Source organism: Thermococcus marinus, assembly GCF_055389025.1.
The window spans coordinates 1150073-1166838 of the sequence record NZ_AP042417.1 but is presented as its reverse complement, the minus strand read 5'-3'; the positions used below and the strand labels follow the sequence as shown (position 1 = coordinate 1166838).

Here is a 16766-nt window from a genome sequence, read left to right as displayed (position 1 = left end):
GAATTTTTGCTTTTGGGCAGAACAGACTTTAAAAGAGCATGCTGAATGGACATTGGGGATGATGAGCAGTTTCCCTCACTCTGAGTCGTGATGAGGAGCCGATGCTCTGACCCGCTCCCGCTTTTTGTAGCCCCTTCTAAAGTTCTCAATCGCCCAGGAGAGGGCGAGAAGGACTATCATATATGATGAGGCCTCTCTGAGGACGTCGTTTCTGTAGCCAAGGTATCCAAGGAGGAGAACCAGACCCCAGAGAACGGCCTGGACGATGTTAACGACGGTGTCGAGCTTGAGCCTCTTCACGCCGAGGATTTCTTCAGCGACCTTTCTAAGGCCGCCTTCTTTCCCGACGAGGAATTCGTAGGCCTTTCCCTCAATCTCGTATTCACCTGGAGCGACATAGATTACACTTGGAGTTCTCACAACGGTTATCTTGGGGCTTAAATACGAGGCCTGCAGAACGGCGTCTGCCAGAGTACCCACATCGGGAGAGAAGAGTGCAATGTAGTTTTTGAGGGCCTTTCTCGGTTCGCCTTCGTCATCAACCTCATGGTAGTGAACCACGAACTTTGCCTTGACCATATATGGAAAGTAAGAGAAGGGACTTAAAAGGTTAGCCTCCGCTGAGCTCCTGAATTTTCTTTCTCACCAAGGTGCTGACGAGCTTTCCGTCGGCCCTTCCGCGGAGCTTCGCCATGGCGCGACCCATTACCATGCCCATGGCGCCCATGCCCTTCGCTTTAATGACCTCGATGTTCTGCTGGACGACCTCGTCTATGATGCGCTCAACTTCCTCTTCGCTGAGCAGGGTGAGTCCCTTCTCCTCTGCCACCTGGGCGGCGCTCTTCTCCGGGTGGAGTGCGAGCTCCTTGAATATCTCCTCGAAGGCCTCTTTGGCTATCTTGCCCTCGGTGTAGAGCTGGAAGGCCTCCCTGATGTGGTCGTCGGTGATGTTTTCAATTGGAACCTCCTTCTTGAGGCCCTTGAGGACGACAACGAGGATTGAAGCGGCCAGCGAGGGCTTCACACCCTTCTCCACGAGCTCCTCGAAGAGTTCGTCGCGCTCGTCGTTAACAAGGGTTTCTGCCAGGCTTTTGTCAATCTTATACTCCTTCACGTAGCGCTCGACCCTCTCCTGCGGGAGCTCCGGGAGGTTGGCCTTAATCCTCTCCTTCTCCTCGGGCGGGATGAATATCGAGGGTATGTCCGTCTCCGGGTACATCCTAGCCTTGCCGGGCAGGGGGCGCATGTACTGGGTGTTGCCGTCGGGCAGGGCCCTCCTCGTCTCCTCGGGGACGCCTTCAATGGCCTCCCTCGCGCGCTTAACGACTTCCGCGAGGGCCTTCTTTGCGGTCTCCTCGTCGGCCGCGACGAGGACAAAGGCGTCAAGCTCGCCGAGGCCAAGTTTTTCAATAACTCCATTAACCTCTTTTTCCCTAATTCCATAATTCGGTAATTCATCAATGTGGAAGATGCCCTTCACGTACTTCTTCGCCCTGTCTGCCATCTCGGTGCCGAGCCTCCTGCCGGGCTGGATTTCCCTGCCTATGAGCCCGCGGAACTTCGGCAGCTTCACTGCGAGAACCTTTCCGCCCTTCTTAATCGTCCTCGCGATTATCTTGGACTCAGTGTTCTCAAAGACGTCGGTGACGTCGTAGAACTCCTCCTTAATGTCTTCGGGCTTAACGCCCCTCTCGCGGAGCTCGTCGCGGATTTTGAGCAGGTTGAGCTGTCTCTCAACTTCCCTCTCGATGATAAGCGGAATCATGTCGAGCTCCTGCACTCCCTTAATCTCAACTCTCGCTCCACCTTTAATCGAGACGTTCAAATCCTGCCTTATCGTTCCGAGACCGCGCTTGACCTTCCTCGTGGCCCTGAGCGCGTCTCCAATGTACTTGGCGACGACCTTGGCCTGCTCAGGGTGGTGTATGTCGGGGGTCGTGCTTATTTCCACCAGTGGAATTCCGAGGCGGTCGAGGCGGTATATTACCTCCTTCTCCTTCCTCTCGACGATTCTGCAGGCGTCTTCCTCAAGGCATATCGTCGGGATTCCAACGCTTCCCCAGGGCGTGTCAACCCTCCCGTCGAGCGCTATAACAGCAGTCCTCTGGAAACCGGAGACGTTAGAGCCGTCTATGACTATCTTCCTCATGAAGTGGACCTCGTCAACGGGCTTGGCGTTCAGTAAATAGGCTATCTGGAGCGTGACCTCTAAAGCCTCCCTGTCCGGCCCCCTCGGCGGTTCCTCGTCCATGTAAACGAGGTCGCTCAGCTCGTAGCTGCCCTCGTAGATGTACTTCCTCCCCTTCTTGAACTCCTCGAGTGCGGCTGGGTCTATCTCGCCGAGCTCGCTCATCGTTGGCCTGAGGCGCCTTTCAAAGGTGAAATCAACCTCCTCGGTAAGCTCGCTCGGAACTGGAGAGAACAGCTTTTTGGTATCGAGCTGTCTGTGAATCTCAAGGCCGACCTTAAGGCCGAGCTCCCTGTAATCGAACTTCTCGGTCATCTTCATCACCTCAGGAACGTGTCGTACCTTGTGTAAGGCGTAATCTCGCCGGCGTAGTTCGTAAGCATCATCTTCTCCACTTCCTTCAGGTCGTTGGTGTGGCCAAGAACCCACATGAGCTTGACGTAGGCCGTCTCCGGGAGCATGTCCTCACATGGAATAGCCCCGACCCTCAGGAGCTTCCTGCCGTTCGAGTAGACGTTGAGGTTCACCCTGCCGTAGAGGCACTGGCTCGTGACGCAGACGGCAACGCCTTCCTGAACTGCCCTCTCAACGTGCGGGATGAAGTCCTGCGGGACGTGGCCGAGGCCTGTTCCCTCTATGACAACGCCCTTGTAACCTTTGTCCACAAGGAAGTCGAGTATCTCACCGCTGATTCCCGGGTAGACCTTCAGGAGGGCGACTTTCTCTTCCATCTTGGTATCAGCTATAACCTCTCCCTCGCCCCTCCTCCTGTAGTCGCTCCTGAGGAACTCGATTTCGCCCTTCGGCCACACCTTCGCTATCGGGACGTCGTTGATGCTCCTGAAGGCGTCGCGCCTGCTGGTGTGCATCTTCCTGACCTTTGTGCCCCTGTGGGCCAAACAGTAGGTGTCGCTCGTCTCGCCGTGCATCACCACCATGACCTCGGCGATGTCGCTCGTCGCCATCTTGACCGCGCAGGTGAGGTTCATGGCCGCGTCGCTGCTCGGCCTGTCGGAGCTCCTCTGGGCACCGACGAGGACAACGGGCTTCGTGAGGTTCCTCAGCATGAAGCTCAGGGCAGAGGCCGTGTAGCCCATAGTGTCGGTTCCGTGGGCTATGACAACGCCGTCCTCACCCCCGTTGAGGGCCTTGGCAACCTCCTCGGCGATTTTGACCCAGTAGGCCGGCTTCATGTCCTCACTGAGTATGTTCATAATGAGCTTGGGCGTGATGTTCGCCATCTCGAATATCTCAGGGACGGCCTTCGCCAGCTCCTCGGCGGTAAAAGCCGGGTGGACGGCACCGGTCTTGTAGTCAACCCTGCTCGCTATCGTCCCTCCAGTTCCTAGAATCGTGACGCTCGGAAGCCCTTCCCTCCTCGGCAGAACCTCCTTGAACTCCATCTTCGGCTTCTCGACGGCCTTTTCAATGACTTCAACGCTCTCAATGGCGTCAATTAGAACGCCGACGTTGTAGCCGTTGTCGAGCTTTATCGTCAGCGTCTCCCCAGGAGAAAGCTCGTAGGGTGGCATCACGAGGCCTTCGAAGGTAATCCTCTCGTCCCCCTCCCTCTTGACGACCCTGATTAGGTCGCCCACTTCAAGGTTATGTCTCTTCATAAATTCCTCAACCTTTCTCATGCGCATCCCCTCGTTCACTTCAACCGATGAGAATAAGGGCCGAGCTTATAAGGCCTTTTGCTTCACCGCCCGGCTATCATAAACCTCGGCTCCTCAATCCACTCGGACTTGCAGCGGGGACAGCGGGACGGGATGTTGATTTCCGGTTTAAAGCGGAAGCCACACTTCCTGCATTCAGCGGGCTTTATGAGGAGAACCTTCCCCTCGCGTTTAAGGACTTTTTGAATGGCCCTGATGTCCTCGAGGATTAGCCTCTTGCTCCCCTTTCCCCTGATGCCGAGAACCTGCGCTAGCTCGCTTACGGAATAGTCCCTCTCCTCCAAAAGGCTTATTATCCGTTCCCGCCGAGTGGCCATCGGAGGAAGTTGGGCGAGAAAATAAAAAGCTTTAGGGTGAGACAATGATAGTCGAGAAGGCCGGCGAAGTCCTTGAAAAATACAGGCTCTGCGACCACTGCCTCGGCAGGCTCTTCGCCAAGCTCGGCAAGGGCACCAACGAGGAGCGCGGGAGAGCGGTAAGGTTTGTACTCAACATGGAGCGTTCTGCGGAGGGTTTAGAACCCATAAAGGAGCCAGATGAGTGCGGGCTCTGCCACAACGTCTTTGACAGGATTCCCGAGCTCGTGGAGACTATGAAGAAGGCGAGCGAGGGTATTGAGTTCGAGACGTTTCTTGTGGGTTCCCGCTTCCCGGAGGAAATCAGAGAGAAAGAGAGAGCCATCTGGGGGGAGTTCGGGATTGACACCGCCGAGCCGATAAACAGGGAGTTCAACCGCGAGCTCGGAAAGGCCTTTGGCCGGGCCACAGGGAAGGAAACCTCCAAGGAACCGGACGTCGTCTTCATCGTGGAACCGTTTTCAGGTAATGTTGAGCTCCAGATTAATCCCATCTACGTTTACGGTCGCTACAGAAAGCTCGTGCGCGGGATTCCACAGACGCCCCTGCCGGACTTCGAGGATAGCGTCGCTTCTATAATCTGCAGGGCGTTTTCGAGGGCCTTTGTGGGGAAGTGCGTCTTTAAGGGCGCCGGAAGGGAGGACGTTGACGTAAGGATGCTCGGCAACGGGAGGCCCTTCATAGTTGAAGTTAAGAGCCCGAAGAGGAGAAAGGTTAACCTTGAGAATGTAGCGGAAGAGATAAACGCGAGCGGGAAGGTAGAAGTGCTCAACCTGCGCTTCGTTTCGGCAAAGGAAGCCGAGGAAGTGCTCACGAAGAACCACAGGAAAGAATACCTCGCGCTCGTCCTCGTCGAGGAAGGGGTCACTCCCGAGGAAGCCGAGGAAGTTGCGAAAAAGCTCACCGGCCTTGAAATCCACCAGAGGACGCCCTGGCGCGTTAGAAAGGCGAGGGCCGACAGGGTGCGGGTGAGGAAGGTTCACGAGGCCGAGGCGAGGTGGGTTGACGGGAAGCACTTTGAGCTCCGCCTCGTCACCGACGGCGGGCTCTACATCAAGGAGCTAATCTCCGGCGACAAAGGGCGCACAAAGCCCTCGGTAACTGACCTGCTCGGAAAGAACGCGTGGTGCGAGAGGCTTGATGTCCTTAACATCCTTGATGAGTAGCAGGTTTTCTTTAGAAATCCATTTATATTTCCTCTTTCGAAGTTGAATCGGTGGTTAGATGCTCAGGAGAGCTTTTCCCCCAACGCTTGCGATATTGCTGTTTGCTGGGCTTGTGGCGGGTTCGGCGGTAATAGTGACTCCACCAGAGGGAATGGTAACCTACCCTGAGGTGGTAGCAGGGGTTGGAAGTGATGGGAATGGAGGTTTCGTAGTGGTCGTCCCGTTTAACATGACCGCTAACGGAACCCCTGTGGTTCCGGGGGCATGGATTGGCAGTTTCTATCCAAACGGCTCCCTCAAGTGGGGGGAGAACGTAAAGGGTGCCCCGCTTTACCCATCTCCCAGAGTACTCAAGGCGGCCGCCAACGGCTCAATAGTCCTCGTCGGCCAGAGTAACAGGGGAAACCACACCGACATATGGGTGATTAAACTGGACAAAAAGGGAAAAGTTCTCTGGTCTAAAGACTACCTTCTCGATGTAGGCCAGGGCTGGATCCCGTTTATAGACTCGGTGGCAATTGAGAGAGACGAAATACTCATCGCCACCCATGTGGACAGCTTCATCGAGGGAAGGCAGGTCTCTGTTCCACTGGTTCTGGCCCTGAATGCGGACGGGGAAATTCTCTGGGCTCGGGAATACAGGGTGTCCCACCTGAGAGAGCTCTACAGCACGGCGGTCGGAAAAACCGGCAGTGGCTACTACCTGATAGTCCACACCATGGAGGATTGGTATTATATACGGCTCAACAAGGACGGCCAGCCGCTTGAAAACTGGCAGATTAAAAGTTCCCTCAGGAAGTTTTTCATAAAGTCGGCACGGTCTTTTGGGGAGACGGTTTATCTCCTGGGCGGCTCCTCGAACGGAACGGTAATGGGGGCAATACTCGGAAATAAAACGCTATGGGCCAAGAGCTACACGCTAATTCCTGAGAGAATCTGCACAGAAACAGGCGAAAACGCAACGGCAGTGAGCTCCAGCTCATTTTCAACCGAGCCTGCCCCGATACTAACGGCCTCCGAAGGCCATATCATTTTTCAGCTCCCCATCACGGAGTCCTTTAAACTGGAGTGTGATGGCGGGTTCAATACAACTTACGCCGTGATTAAAACCGACAAAAAAGGGAACGTGGTTGAGATATTTGCAATGGTGTCCTCTAAAGATGACTTTGACGGGCTAATAGAGTCTTTAGGGATAAGCACAGAAGATGATGACTTTATAGCCCTCTGGAGAAAGGATATATCCTCAGGAACATTCTTGAAATTCCAGGGCCTCGGAATAGTATCGCATTTTGACGCAGAGCCCATCGGGCCCAATCTCAGACCGATAGACGTTAAGGTCAAAGCTGCCCCCGCAGACTTTGAACTCGTACCCGGACCAGAGGTTGTTTCCACCAGTATTAGTATAAAAATCGTAGAGTCGCCAGTTAAGGTAGAGGAAACCAAGGAAGCTCCAGTTGCGGTGATTGCCCTGGAAGACAAACCCAGTGAAGGCATCTGCGGACTCGGAATATTGTTGATACTCTCGCTCCCGGTACTGTTGCTGAGACGCAGGTAGCTTTTCTTTTTGCTTTTGCACTTTGGAGTGAAAGATTTATAAAGGGGCCCTTGTAGGTTTTAGTGATTCCCAGGGGGTTAGTCCTAAGTCTAAACGGAGCGAAAAGCGTTTCCCCCTTGAAAAAATTCCGTGCTGTAAACCTGGATTTGCCCGTTCGGGCCCATAAAAGTTGAGAGGTGGTGGAAATGGTTCAGAAGGCGCACAGCTTTAGGAGGAAGACCAGGGGCAAGCTCAGCAAGAAGCCGAGAAAGAGGGGCCTTCCCCCGCTCACTAGGTTCCTCCAGGAGTTTGAGGTCGGGCAGAGGGTTCACATCGTCATAGAGCCGAGCTACCACAAGGGCATGCCCGACCCGAGGTTCCACGGAAGGACCGGAACCGTCGTCGGCAAGCGCGGCGATGCCTACGTCGTCCAGATTAGGGACGGCGGCAAGGTTAAGACGTTCTTCATACACCCCGTCCACCTCAGGCCCCAGAAGGGATGAAGAATGATCGGCCGCAAAAAGCTCGAGGAGCACTACCTCACCATAGCTGAGACGAAGGAGCTCCTCGAGCGCAGAAAGGAGGAGGGCATGGCTGAGAACCCCGAAGAGCCCATGTTTTACGAGGCCAGGGTTAGCCTTGAGCACGCGGAGAAGTTCGCCAAGCTCAGTCCCGAGAAGGCGAAGGAGCTCAAGGAGAAGCTCATGGGGCTCTTCGACTGGATCGACGAGAGGCTCGCCGCCAAGATAGTGGACATCCTCCCCAACGACTACCTCGACATCAGGGTTATCTTTGCGAAGGAGGAGTACATGCCCTCGCCCGAGGAGGCCGAGGAGATAATAAAGCTCGTTGACGAGTACCGGCCCCTTGACTGATTTTCTCCTTTTTCTTTGACGTAGAGGAAAGTATAAAAACTTCAGGCCAAAATAAGTTCTGGGGGAGAGATGATGGATAGGTACCGGAGGCATTCTTACCGCGAAAGTATTGAAAAAAAGAAGAGGAACCTCGAATATGAGGAGTACGCTTACGTGCTGGACTACCTTCCGGAAGGTTATTACGTTGATCTCACAACGGGCAGGCGGACGGGTAAGCCTGTCGCCCAGGTAATCGGTGAGAAGGCCTTTACCCTCCTTGAGGTCACGCCCAAGGAAGACCTCATGCTCTACGAGAGAGTCTTCATAGGGAAGGGGCACCGCGATAAAATCCTCCTCATCAACAAGAAGATAGCCTACAACGACCTTACGGACACCGCGAAGGCCGAGCTTCCGTACGTCGTCGAGGAGATAGTGAAGAACAACGAGGAGCGCTTCGTCCAGTTCTTCAACGTTGCCCCACCGATAACCAACAGGCTCCACAGCCTTGAGCTCCTGCCGGGCATCGGGAAGAAGCACATGTGGGAGATTATAGAGGAGAGGCAGAAAGAACCGTTTAAGAGTTTCGAAGACCTGAAGAAGCGCGTCAAGGGGCTGCCAGACCCGGTCAAGATGATAGCCAAGAGAATCGTTGAGGAGCTCCAGGATAAAGACAGATACAAGCTCTTCGTCGGCCACAGGAGGATTTTTATGGGATGAGGGACGAACTTTTCTCCCTTATTTACAAATACAACCTCAGGCCAAACCGCGACCTCGGTCAGAACTTTCTAATCGTGCCCGATATAATCGAGAGAAACGTTGAGAGAGCGGAGCTTAGCGAGAAGGATACTGTTCTTGAAATCGGGCCGGGACTGGGCGTTCTCACGAAGGAGCTCGCCAAAAGGGCGGGAAAAGTCTACGCCATCGAGAAGGACAGAAGGATAATTGAAATTCTCAGGAATGAATATGCGTGGCCAAACGTTGAGCTCATCGAGGGGGACGCCGTGAGGGTTGAGTGGCCGTCGTTTGACAAGATGGTCTCCAACCTCCCATACCAGATTTCCTCTCCGGTTACATTCAAGCTCCTAAGGCACGACTTCGAGAGGGCGGTTTTGATTTACCAGCTCGAGTTCGCGGAGAGAATGGTGGCAGAACCCGGGGACAAAAACTATTCCCGCCTCTCGCTGATGGTTCAGGCGAAGGCAAACGTTGAGGTCGTCGAGAGAATAGGCAGAGGTGCATTCTGGCCGAGGCCAAAGGTTGATTCAGCTGTCGTCGTAATCAAGCCAAAACCGCGGGACGAGCGCATAGAGCTGAATAAAGACCTCGTTAAGGCACTCTTCCAGCACCGGAGGAGCACGGTTGTGGCGGCGCTGAAGAAGTCCCACCACATGCTGGGGCTAACGAAGACAGAATTCAAAAACATAAAGGACGTGATTTCATCAGTTCCATACGCCGAAAAACGGGTTTTCCAGCTCTCTCCCGAAGAAGTTAAGGAGATAGAGGCCTATCTGAAGGCCAACAGTGTACTCCCGTGAAAACCTGCGGAACCTGACTTCTCCCTGCCGTGAACGGCAAGGCTTTCAAAAGAAAAATGTAAGCTTTTCTTTTATCCTTTGCCGTTCTCTTCAGGGGGTTCACCAAAGAGCTCCACGTAGAGCCTCTTCAGCTTTTCATAATGTCCGTTTTCAATGTCCGCCAGCCAGAGGAAAGTTTCTTTCGCTTTTTCATCAGAGGTGTGCTCCGCGAGATATAGATAAACGTCGCGTGCAATCTTCTCCGTGTCCATCAGGTGTTTGAGGATTTCCCTGAGCTTTCCGTGATAAACCAAATCCTTTAACTGCTCCTCTGACAGCTCAACTTCGAGGGAGGGAAGGTCTACTTTGGGTACTTCTTCATCAGGATATATTTCACGATACAGCTTCAACAGTGTCTCAGCGTGTTCCATAGATTCCCTATACATCTCCATGAAAAGCTTTGAAATCCGCTCGTCCCAGTTGACGTCTTTGCTCATTGCGGAGAGCTTGTAGTACATCTCGGCTTCCTCCATCTCCTGATTCATCCAGTATGCGAGAAGCTCCTTGATGCCGAGCTTCGATATTGCTTCAAGAATCCGCCTGAACTCTGATTTTTCTTCCTCGGTTTTAAAGCGCTCCACTGCTGGCCACCACAGGTAATTTAGTGTCTCCAGCATTTTATACCTTTTGACATGCGATTGGTTTTTAAAAGCCAAAACGGACTTCCCAACCATGATAGTCGCCATCATAGACGGCTACACAGACGAACCCGCGGGCCTTGGAGTGCCACCATACCTGGGCATATATCCCCGCTACGCATACGGAGCGATAAAAAAGGCGAGGAAAGACGCTCAGGTCTTCTACCTCACGATAGACGACCTGAGGGCAACTTTCCTTGGTGAGAGGGGAGTGGAGACCAAAAACAAGACGCCCAACTTTCCGAAAGTTCGGGATATTCTGGCGAAGGCCGACCTGGTTGTTTACATCGGAGGACTGCACACTCCCGGCAAATACCTCTCCGCAGTCCCGGGAAGTGTTGAAGAGGTCGCCCGCTTCTTGAGGGACGTCAATGCCACGAAAATCCTCGGCGGGCCGGCCTTCATGGGCTCCGCATCTATGGGTGGCGTTAAAATCACGAGCAGGGAGCTCCAGCTCGCGGAGAGCGTTTTTGATTACGTTGTTTACGGCGACCTTGAGGCCTTCCTCTTTGACTACCTGAGCAATCCCAAGGACCCCGACCCCTTCCGCTTCAGAAACTATGCAGAATTACGTGATTATGCAATTATTGGTACGGAAGTTGTAAGGCAGTTTCCGGATTACCCCGACTTCGTTATCGTTGAAATCGAGACCCAGAGGGGCTGTCCAAAGGCCATGGGCATAGGGGGCTGCTCCTTCTGCACCGAGCCGGTGCGCTACAGAACCGTCGAGGACAGGCCGGTGGAGGATGTAGTTGCCGAGGTCAAGGCCCTCTACGACCTCGGTGTTAGGCACTTCCGCGTTGGGAGGCAGAGCTGTATATTCTCATACATGGCAAAGCCTAACGGCCGTGTGCCAATCCCGAATCCAGAGGCAATAGAGAAGCTCTTTGCCGGAATCCGCTCCGTTGCGCCCGATGTTAAGACCCTCCACGTGGACAACGCCAACCCCGCGGTGATAGCGAACTACCCAGAGGAGAGCATCAGGATTGCCAAGGCGCTCATAAAGTACGGGACTCCAGGAAACGTTGTTGCTTTCGGTCTTGAGAGCGCCGACCCGAAGGTCGCGAAGCTCAACAACCTGAACGCCACCGCTGAGGAGACCTATGAGGCCGTCAAAATCCTCAACGAGATCGGTGCGAGGAGAGGCTACAACGGAATGCCCTGGCTCCTGCCGGGGATAAACATAATTTTCGGCCTGCCGGGCGAGACAAAGAAGAGCTATGAGATAACCTTCCAGTTCCTCAAGCGGCTCCTCGACGATGGTCTCATGGTAAGGAGGATAAACATCAGACAGGTCGTCGTCTTTCCGGGAACGCCACTGTGGCACATGAGAGACAAGGTAAAGACGGAGAAGCACAAGCGGCTAATCCAGCACTACCGCCACAAGATAAGGCACGAGATTGACCTGCCCATGCTCAAGAGAGTCGTTCCAGTTGGGACAGTCCTGAAAGACGTCAGGGCAGAGGTATTTGACAACGGGCTGACTTACGGAAGGCAGATAGGGAGTTACCCCCTCATCGTTGGAATCCCGAAGGAGATTCCCCTTAACAGGTTCTACGACGTCCTCATAGTCGACCACGGCTTCAGGAGCATAACGGGGATTCCCGTCCCAATAAACGTGAACCGCGAGAGCCCGAGGGTTCTCCAGCTCATTCCAGGAATTGGGAAGAAAACGGCGGTAAAGATAATGGCCAAAAGGCCATTTGCGAGCAAAGAAGAGTTTTTCAAGGTCATGGGAGAGGAAAAGAAAAAGGCCATGTGGGACTTGATCACCCTGAAGTAGAGGTCTGGTTCTCTGTGGGCCACTTGAATCCTATGATGTGTTCTATAAGTGCAACTTCTGCCCTTAGAGCATCATCTGTTTTTCCTTCCAGTACTACTAGTCCTAGCCGAGGTATTATTATCCGGTTTTCTTCCGCTCCCTCTGCTGGACCCCTCAGGATAACCGCCAAGTGCTGTTTATTTCCTATGTTGCCGAGTCCAATCTGTGACTTAGTAAAGAACGATAGATAGTTTGTGCCGTATCTCCTGGTAACTTGGTCGTGAGCGTAATTTTGTGCTTCTTGAGTATCCATGCCCTTTGCTAGCGCCTCTTGATAGTAATGACCCTTGAATATGTTGGAAATCATGGCGGTTATCTCGACAACTGCCGCTGTCCTGTCTGAGCAACTTCCGATGAACATTTTTGGGTTCGATGAGCAAACCTTGACGTCAGGGCTCCCCAGCACTATTGTAAACCGTTCGTATTTAGATCTGAATGTAAGGTTCATGTCAACCCCAAGGTTGCCTGTTATTCCTGGGATTACTGTTATTGCATATGCCTTGGAATTCAGGGGAAGTGACAGGTTTCCGTTTTTTGTAAGGTTAAGGTATGTTTCCGCTGAGATAACTATGTAGTTTGTACTAGGGGGCTTTATGACAACAAATTGATACGACACTGAATTTTGCTTTGGTGTTATCTGTTCTTCGTATTTTGAATAGCCATAGAACACATATGCGGTGGGAGCAAGGATTATAGCCATTAGCACTAAAGCAACAATGAACTTTTTATTCAATTCTATTACCCCCCAGAAACTCGATAAAAACACGCTAAATCAAATCAAAAGAGAAGAGAAAGGATCAAAGGCCCGCAAGGTACTCCATGAGGGCCTTTGCAGCGGCAGCGGTGCCCTCCCTGTCGGTACCGGCGACGAGGACGACACCGTGGCCGTTGATGGTCTCGCACTCGGCGACGTACTTGATGACACCGCTCTCAGCGCCGGTGCCGAACTGCTCCTTCCAACCGTCGTAGTCGGTCGGAACCTCGAGCTTGTCGGCGAGGGCGGCGGTAACGGCGTTGACGACCGGACCACCGACGAGGATGAGGTTGCTGTCGACGCTGTCAAGGCCGGCCTCCATGAGCTCGGTGTCGAGGACGGTGATCGGCTCAACGACATCGGCTAGGGTGACCTTGGTGTACTTCTCGGCGTTTATGGCATCAACGATCCAGCCCTCTATCTTATCGCCAACGCTGAGCTCCTTGGTGACGTAGTACGGGTACGGGTCGATGGCAACGTATGCGTTGACGAAGTACTTCGGAACCTTCTCTCCGTTGTCAACACAGATGGCGCTCTCTTCATCGTAGACGTAGTCAATCTCGTAGGTGTTGAAGACATCGACGGTGTCTCCGCTTATCTCCTTAGCGTTGACAAACTCGATGCTGTCTAGATAGTCCCTGCCCTTGTCATCGGTCGCGATGTGGAGGTAAGTGATGTATCCTGGAACGAGGGAGTAGTCATCATCACCGCTGACGACCTTGCCCTTCTCGACCTTAACGCTGAGCTTGGCTATGACGTCCTCGGTGGAGCCTATGAAGGCGTCGTCAACAGTGACGTAGAGGCCGTAGTACTTGAGCGTCTCACCAACCTTGACGGTCTCAAGGTCCGGGGTCTCACCGGCCCTGCTGACCAGGAGGAGCACCTTGTTCTCATATATGTTTATGTCCTGAACCTTGATGGTGTACTCGTCGAAGGTCTTCTCGTCACCGACCTTGTACCAGCCGGTGCCGTAGTCAGTACCGTAGGTGAAGTAATCGTCACCGATGTCGAGTATGCTAACGGTCTTGTTGAAGTACGGGAGGTACAGCTCGTGGCCTGCGTAGGCTCCCGGAACCTTATCGTCGCTGTTCATGTTGATCTCGGTCTCCTTGACGTCTGGGTCACATCCCGCGATGGCGCACAGGTTGTTGGAGTACTTCTCGACAGTCTCAACGCCGTAACCGAGGTCAACGGTAACGTGGATTGCTCCCGCAGGAATGACGATCGTGGCGTCCTTGGGCGGAACGTTGTCCTCAACTGCCTTCTTGAGGTCCTTGAGGGCAATCTTGTCTATCTTGACAGTTGCAGTTTCATCGTAAGTGTCGTCGCCCGGTATGGTCCACTCAACGAAGCCGCTGACAATACCCGGCTCGATGCCGAGGTCCCACTCGCCGTCAGCCCACTCGCTGTAGACGAAGTCGGTCATGCCGTCCTCGTAGACGGTCTCGGTGGTGTAAGTGACATCGCTGAAGGTCAGACCCTCGGTGACGAGGTCAACGGAAATCTCTATTGAGTCCATGGTAAACTCGAGGTCAGCGAGTGTCTCGTCGTTGAGGTCGACCGTGATGGTCTTGTCGACTTTGATATCGCTACCCTCGATGCTGGTTATGTGGAGGGTAACCTCATTGTGCTCGAGGTCAATCTTCTCCACGGTCACATTGAAGTCTCCGACCTGGAAGGAGTCGCCCTCTCCGAGGGTGTCCAGGTCTCCGAGGCGCACGGTTATGCTGTTCGGCTTGGATCCAACGTAGTTAACGTAGAGGTCCATGGTGACCGTGTCACCGGACTCGGGGCCTATCGGGATAACAAGGCGCTGCTGCTCAAGCTCGAGCATGACGAACTCTCTTCCCCAGTTGTTGAGGCTCTTCCTTCCGATGTAGTAGTTAGACTGCACCTCAAGCCTGATGTTCTGCTCGGTGAGGTCGACATCCTCGACTGTGAGAGTAACGTTTCCGGGTATCACAGTCTCTATGTTGACGTACTCCTGAGCTTCGCCCTCCTTGAGGTCAAGGTACTTGGACGGCTCGAACGAGTCGGTGGTGTAAGTGTTATCATACGTTCCCGCACCGAAGTTGAGACGGACGTAGTCGATGCCACCGGTTACGTTCATATCCACAATCTTGAAGTCGAAGATTCCCTTGTCGGTGTAGAACTCAACAACATCTCCTATTGTGACGTTAACGAGGTCTACAGAGTTCCCGCTCAAAGTAGCGCCCTGACCGTTGATGTATACTTCATTGACCGTCACAGTGTCCCAGGTTATGGTTATGTTTGCGAGGTCAGCGTACGGATCAACGGAAGTTGCGTTGAACGTGAAGTAGTGCCCAGTCTCCTCAGTCCTAGTCAGGTCAGCCACCAGGACAGCTCCCTCCGCAAGGGTAAGTGGGCTCTCATCGTCGTCAACGGGCTCGAAGTGGAGGTTCGGGTTTGTCTTTATGATCATGTTAACGATGTCGCCGGACTCTGCGTCCCCAGCGTAGATTGGAAGAGTTATGTTGCCCTTGGGGACAACTGCGCCCTCATACTCGGGCTTGACGCTAAGGATCTGGGTCTCACCCTTCTTAAGGGCGTAGGTTTCACCGTCAACATCGAGGATGACGGTCGGGTTGTCACCGAGAAGGTCGTGGTAGGCAACTACCTTGTACGTCCTTCCGTCCGGTCCCTCGACAGCGGTTCCGTCAAGCGGAACCTCGAAGGTCTCATCTCCCTCGGGGGAGTTGTAGGTCAGGGTAATGTTCTTGGGAACGAGGTTAACGCTTCCCTCCTTCTTAACGTACCACTTGGCCCAAGCATCCTCATTGTCCTCGGGGTTGGTGAACTCGTCCTCCTCGAAAACCGCATAGGCAGTGGGGTCCTCGGTTGAACCGCCAAAGACCGGAAGGTCTGGGATGTCCCACTCGCCTGAAATGTCCTTCTTGAGGATGACGCTAGTACCCTTAGCCTGGACTTCCTCCTGAGTGTAGAGCATGCTACCAATAGCGACGGCTATGTCAGCGGCGCTGGCAACGTCGAGAGCAGCACCCTGGCTACCGACCACGATTTTAACGTTCGGCTCTCCGTTCTTAACGAAGAAATCCTTCGGGATCTCCGGGACGGTCGGCTGAGCGCTGGCGAAGCCAACGGTGGCACCAACCATTGCGGCACCAACTGCAAGTGCCGCGATCTTCTTCACCTTCATGCCACAACACCTCCTTAAACTTGTGGGGATTAACCCCTCTAAAGTGTTGTCATACCATTCTGGCCCCCAGGGGTATATATACTTTTCGCTTTCAGACCCTTTCACAGCTTAAAAGAAGCTCGCCGATTGCCGTAAAGATTAAAAGAAAGCTTAACTAAATGCCTATGACAAATTCGCCTTTTGCCGATATTATCTCATCAGCCGGAATGAAGTGTTCTCTTTCTCGAGTACCTTTGCCTTGAGTGGCCTCGACACAAGCTCGTATGAAAACCCCGCCAAGTCTGAGAGAACGCCCTGGATCTCCGCAGGCGTTATGTCAACAATCTCGGGCTCCACGACTTCAATTGCTACCGGAGAGTACTTGGCAGTCAGCTGGAAAAGCGTTTCAACATCGGATATTAGCTCTGTCGCGACAAGGAAATACTTCAGACCGGTCTTCTCGCTGGTACCTTGCTCCTTATAGATGAACTTGTTAATCCTGCACCCTTCATAGGCGAGGGCCTTTGAGAAGTCCCTCTTGAGGGTCTCCTCGTCCTTACTGAACGTCTCAACGACAAAGCGGTAGAGCACCATTCTGTCCTCCAGAATCATTGACTCAATTTCCTCCCTGGAGTACCCAATCTTTGGCTCTTCAAGCTCGTCGAGCTGGGGATACGCAGCCAGGGCCCCAAAGCGGTCAATCAGCTGGCTCATAAGGTACGAGACCCCACCAAGAATTTTGGTGAGCTTCTCTGCCTCAAGCTCGACTTTTGACGTCGTGAGAACCTCTATTGCCGCAGGGGCGTATCTGATTGCTAGGTCAGCCATAACGTCAAAAGGCGCCTCTATTCTTGCCTCTATCATACCAGAGTACCGCATCAGCTCGTTTTCGGGGTCTTCGAGGATGTCCTCCACGCGAATATCCTTAACCTTCGCCTCCTTTTCGGACTTAAGCCTCTCCACAGTCTGGGCCATAGCGCTTTCTAAAGCTTTCCTGTCGTTGGAGAGACCTTCAATGTAAAAAATAGCCTCAATCGTTTCCAT

The 16766-nt window shown here is 53.4% G+C and carries 15 protein-coding genes; 7 read left to right on the top strand and 8 right to left on the bottom strand.

Features of this window, described 5'->3' with window-relative positions; genetic code table 11:
• Positions 1–75: 75 nt before the first annotated feature.
• From ACZ5ER_RS06475 to ACZ5ER_RS06460, 4 genes are all read right to left on the bottom strand, one after another.
• Positions 76–579: a hypothetical protein gene (locus tag ACZ5ER_RS06475; RefSeq protein ID WP_050003118.1), complete on the bottom strand. Its 504-nt coding sequence runs from the start codon at positions 577–579 to the stop codon at positions 76–78.
• Between the two features lie 31 nt (positions 580–610).
• Complete coding sequence (gene gatE / locus ACZ5ER_RS06470; protein ID WP_464935131.1) at positions 611–2503, bottom strand: Glu-tRNA(Gln) amidotransferase subunit GatE; 1893 nt, start codon at positions 2501–2503, stop codon at positions 611–613.
• Positions 2504–2508: 5 nt separating this feature from the next.
• Positions 2509–3828 (bottom strand): Glu-tRNA(Gln) amidotransferase subunit GatD, encoded by a 1320-nt coding sequence (gene gatD / locus ACZ5ER_RS06465; protein WP_464934052.1) that lies wholly within the window; start codon positions 3826–3828, stop codon positions 2509–2511.
• A gap of 62 nt (positions 3829–3890) precedes the next feature.
• Entirely contained in the window at positions 3891–4184 is a 294-nt protein-coding gene (locus tag ACZ5ER_RS06460) for a transcriptional regulator (RefSeq protein ID WP_050003115.1), read from the bottom strand.
• A 44-nt stretch (positions 4185–4228) separates the two neighbouring features.
• On the opposite strand from ACZ5ER_RS06460, the gene ACZ5ER_RS06455 reads away from it, so the two are divergent.
• From ACZ5ER_RS06455 to rsmA, 6 genes are all read left to right on the top strand, one after another.
• Complete coding sequence (locus ACZ5ER_RS06455) at positions 4229–5389, top strand: tRNA pseudouridine(54/55) synthase Pus10 (RefSeq protein WP_050003114.1); 1161 nt, start codon at positions 4229–4231, stop codon at positions 5387–5389.
• A gap of 58 nt (positions 5390–5447) precedes the next feature.
• Positions 5448–6944, top strand: a complete 1497-nt coding sequence (locus ACZ5ER_RS06450) for a hypothetical protein (RefSeq protein ID WP_464934051.1) — start codon at positions 5448–5450, stop codon at positions 6942–6944.
• Positions 6945–7129: 185 nt separating this feature from the next.
• Complete coding sequence (locus tag ACZ5ER_RS06445) at positions 7130–7426, top strand: 50S ribosomal protein L21e (RefSeq protein WP_050003112.1); 297 nt, start codon at positions 7130–7132, stop codon at positions 7424–7426.
• 3 nt (positions 7427–7429) lie between these two features.
• Positions 7430–7798, top strand: a complete 369-nt coding sequence (locus ACZ5ER_RS06440) for an RNA polymerase Rpb4 family protein (RefSeq protein WP_050003111.1) — start codon at positions 7430–7432, stop codon at positions 7796–7798.
• A 72-nt stretch (positions 7799–7870) separates the two neighbouring features.
• Positions 7871–8494, top strand: a complete 624-nt coding sequence (locus ACZ5ER_RS06435) for a DUF655 domain-containing protein (protein WP_464935130.1) — start codon at positions 7871–7873, stop codon at positions 8492–8494.
• Positions 8491–9312: a 16S rRNA (adenine(1518)-N(6)/adenine(1519)-N(6))-dimethyltransferase RsmA gene (gene rsmA / locus ACZ5ER_RS06430; RefSeq protein WP_050003109.1), complete on the top strand. Its 822-nt coding sequence runs from the start codon at positions 8491–8493 to the stop codon at positions 9310–9312. The genes ACZ5ER_RS06435 and rsmA overlap by 4 nt, the downstream gene beginning before the upstream one ends.
• A 71-nt stretch (positions 9313–9383) precedes the next feature.
• Here the strand turns inward: rsmA and ACZ5ER_RS06425 are convergent, their stop codons facing one another.
• Entirely contained in the window at positions 9384–9932 is a 549-nt protein-coding gene (locus ACZ5ER_RS06425) for a ferritin-like domain-containing protein (RefSeq protein WP_227738677.1), read from the bottom strand.
• A gap of 91 nt (positions 9933–10023) precedes the next feature.
• Here ACZ5ER_RS06425 and ACZ5ER_RS06420 point away from each other — a divergent pair, with 91 nt between their 5' ends.
• On the top strand, positions 10024–11772 hold the full coding sequence (locus ACZ5ER_RS06420; protein ID WP_050003107.1) for a radical SAM protein: 1749 nt from the start codon (positions 10024–10026) through the stop codon (positions 11770–11772).
• Here the strand turns inward: ACZ5ER_RS06420 and ACZ5ER_RS06415 are convergent.
• The 3 genes from ACZ5ER_RS06415 to ACZ5ER_RS06405 all read right to left on the bottom strand — a co-directional run bounded on the left by ACZ5ER_RS06415 (position 11759) and on the right by ACZ5ER_RS06405 (position 16766).
• Complete coding sequence (locus ACZ5ER_RS06415; protein WP_464934050.1) at positions 11759–12544, bottom strand: hypothetical protein; 786 nt, start codon at positions 12542–12544, stop codon at positions 11759–11761. The two genes, ACZ5ER_RS06420 and ACZ5ER_RS06415, sit on opposite strands and share 14 nt — an antisense overlap.
• 64 nt (positions 12545–12608) lie before the next feature.
• Entirely contained in the window at positions 12609–15743 is a 3135-nt protein-coding gene (locus ACZ5ER_RS06410) for an S-layer protein (protein ID WP_464934049.1), read from the bottom strand.
• A 189-nt stretch (positions 15744–15932) separates the two neighbouring features.
• Complete coding sequence (locus ACZ5ER_RS06405) at positions 15933–16766, bottom strand: hypothetical protein (protein WP_050003104.1); 834 nt, start codon at positions 16764–16766, stop codon at positions 15933–15935.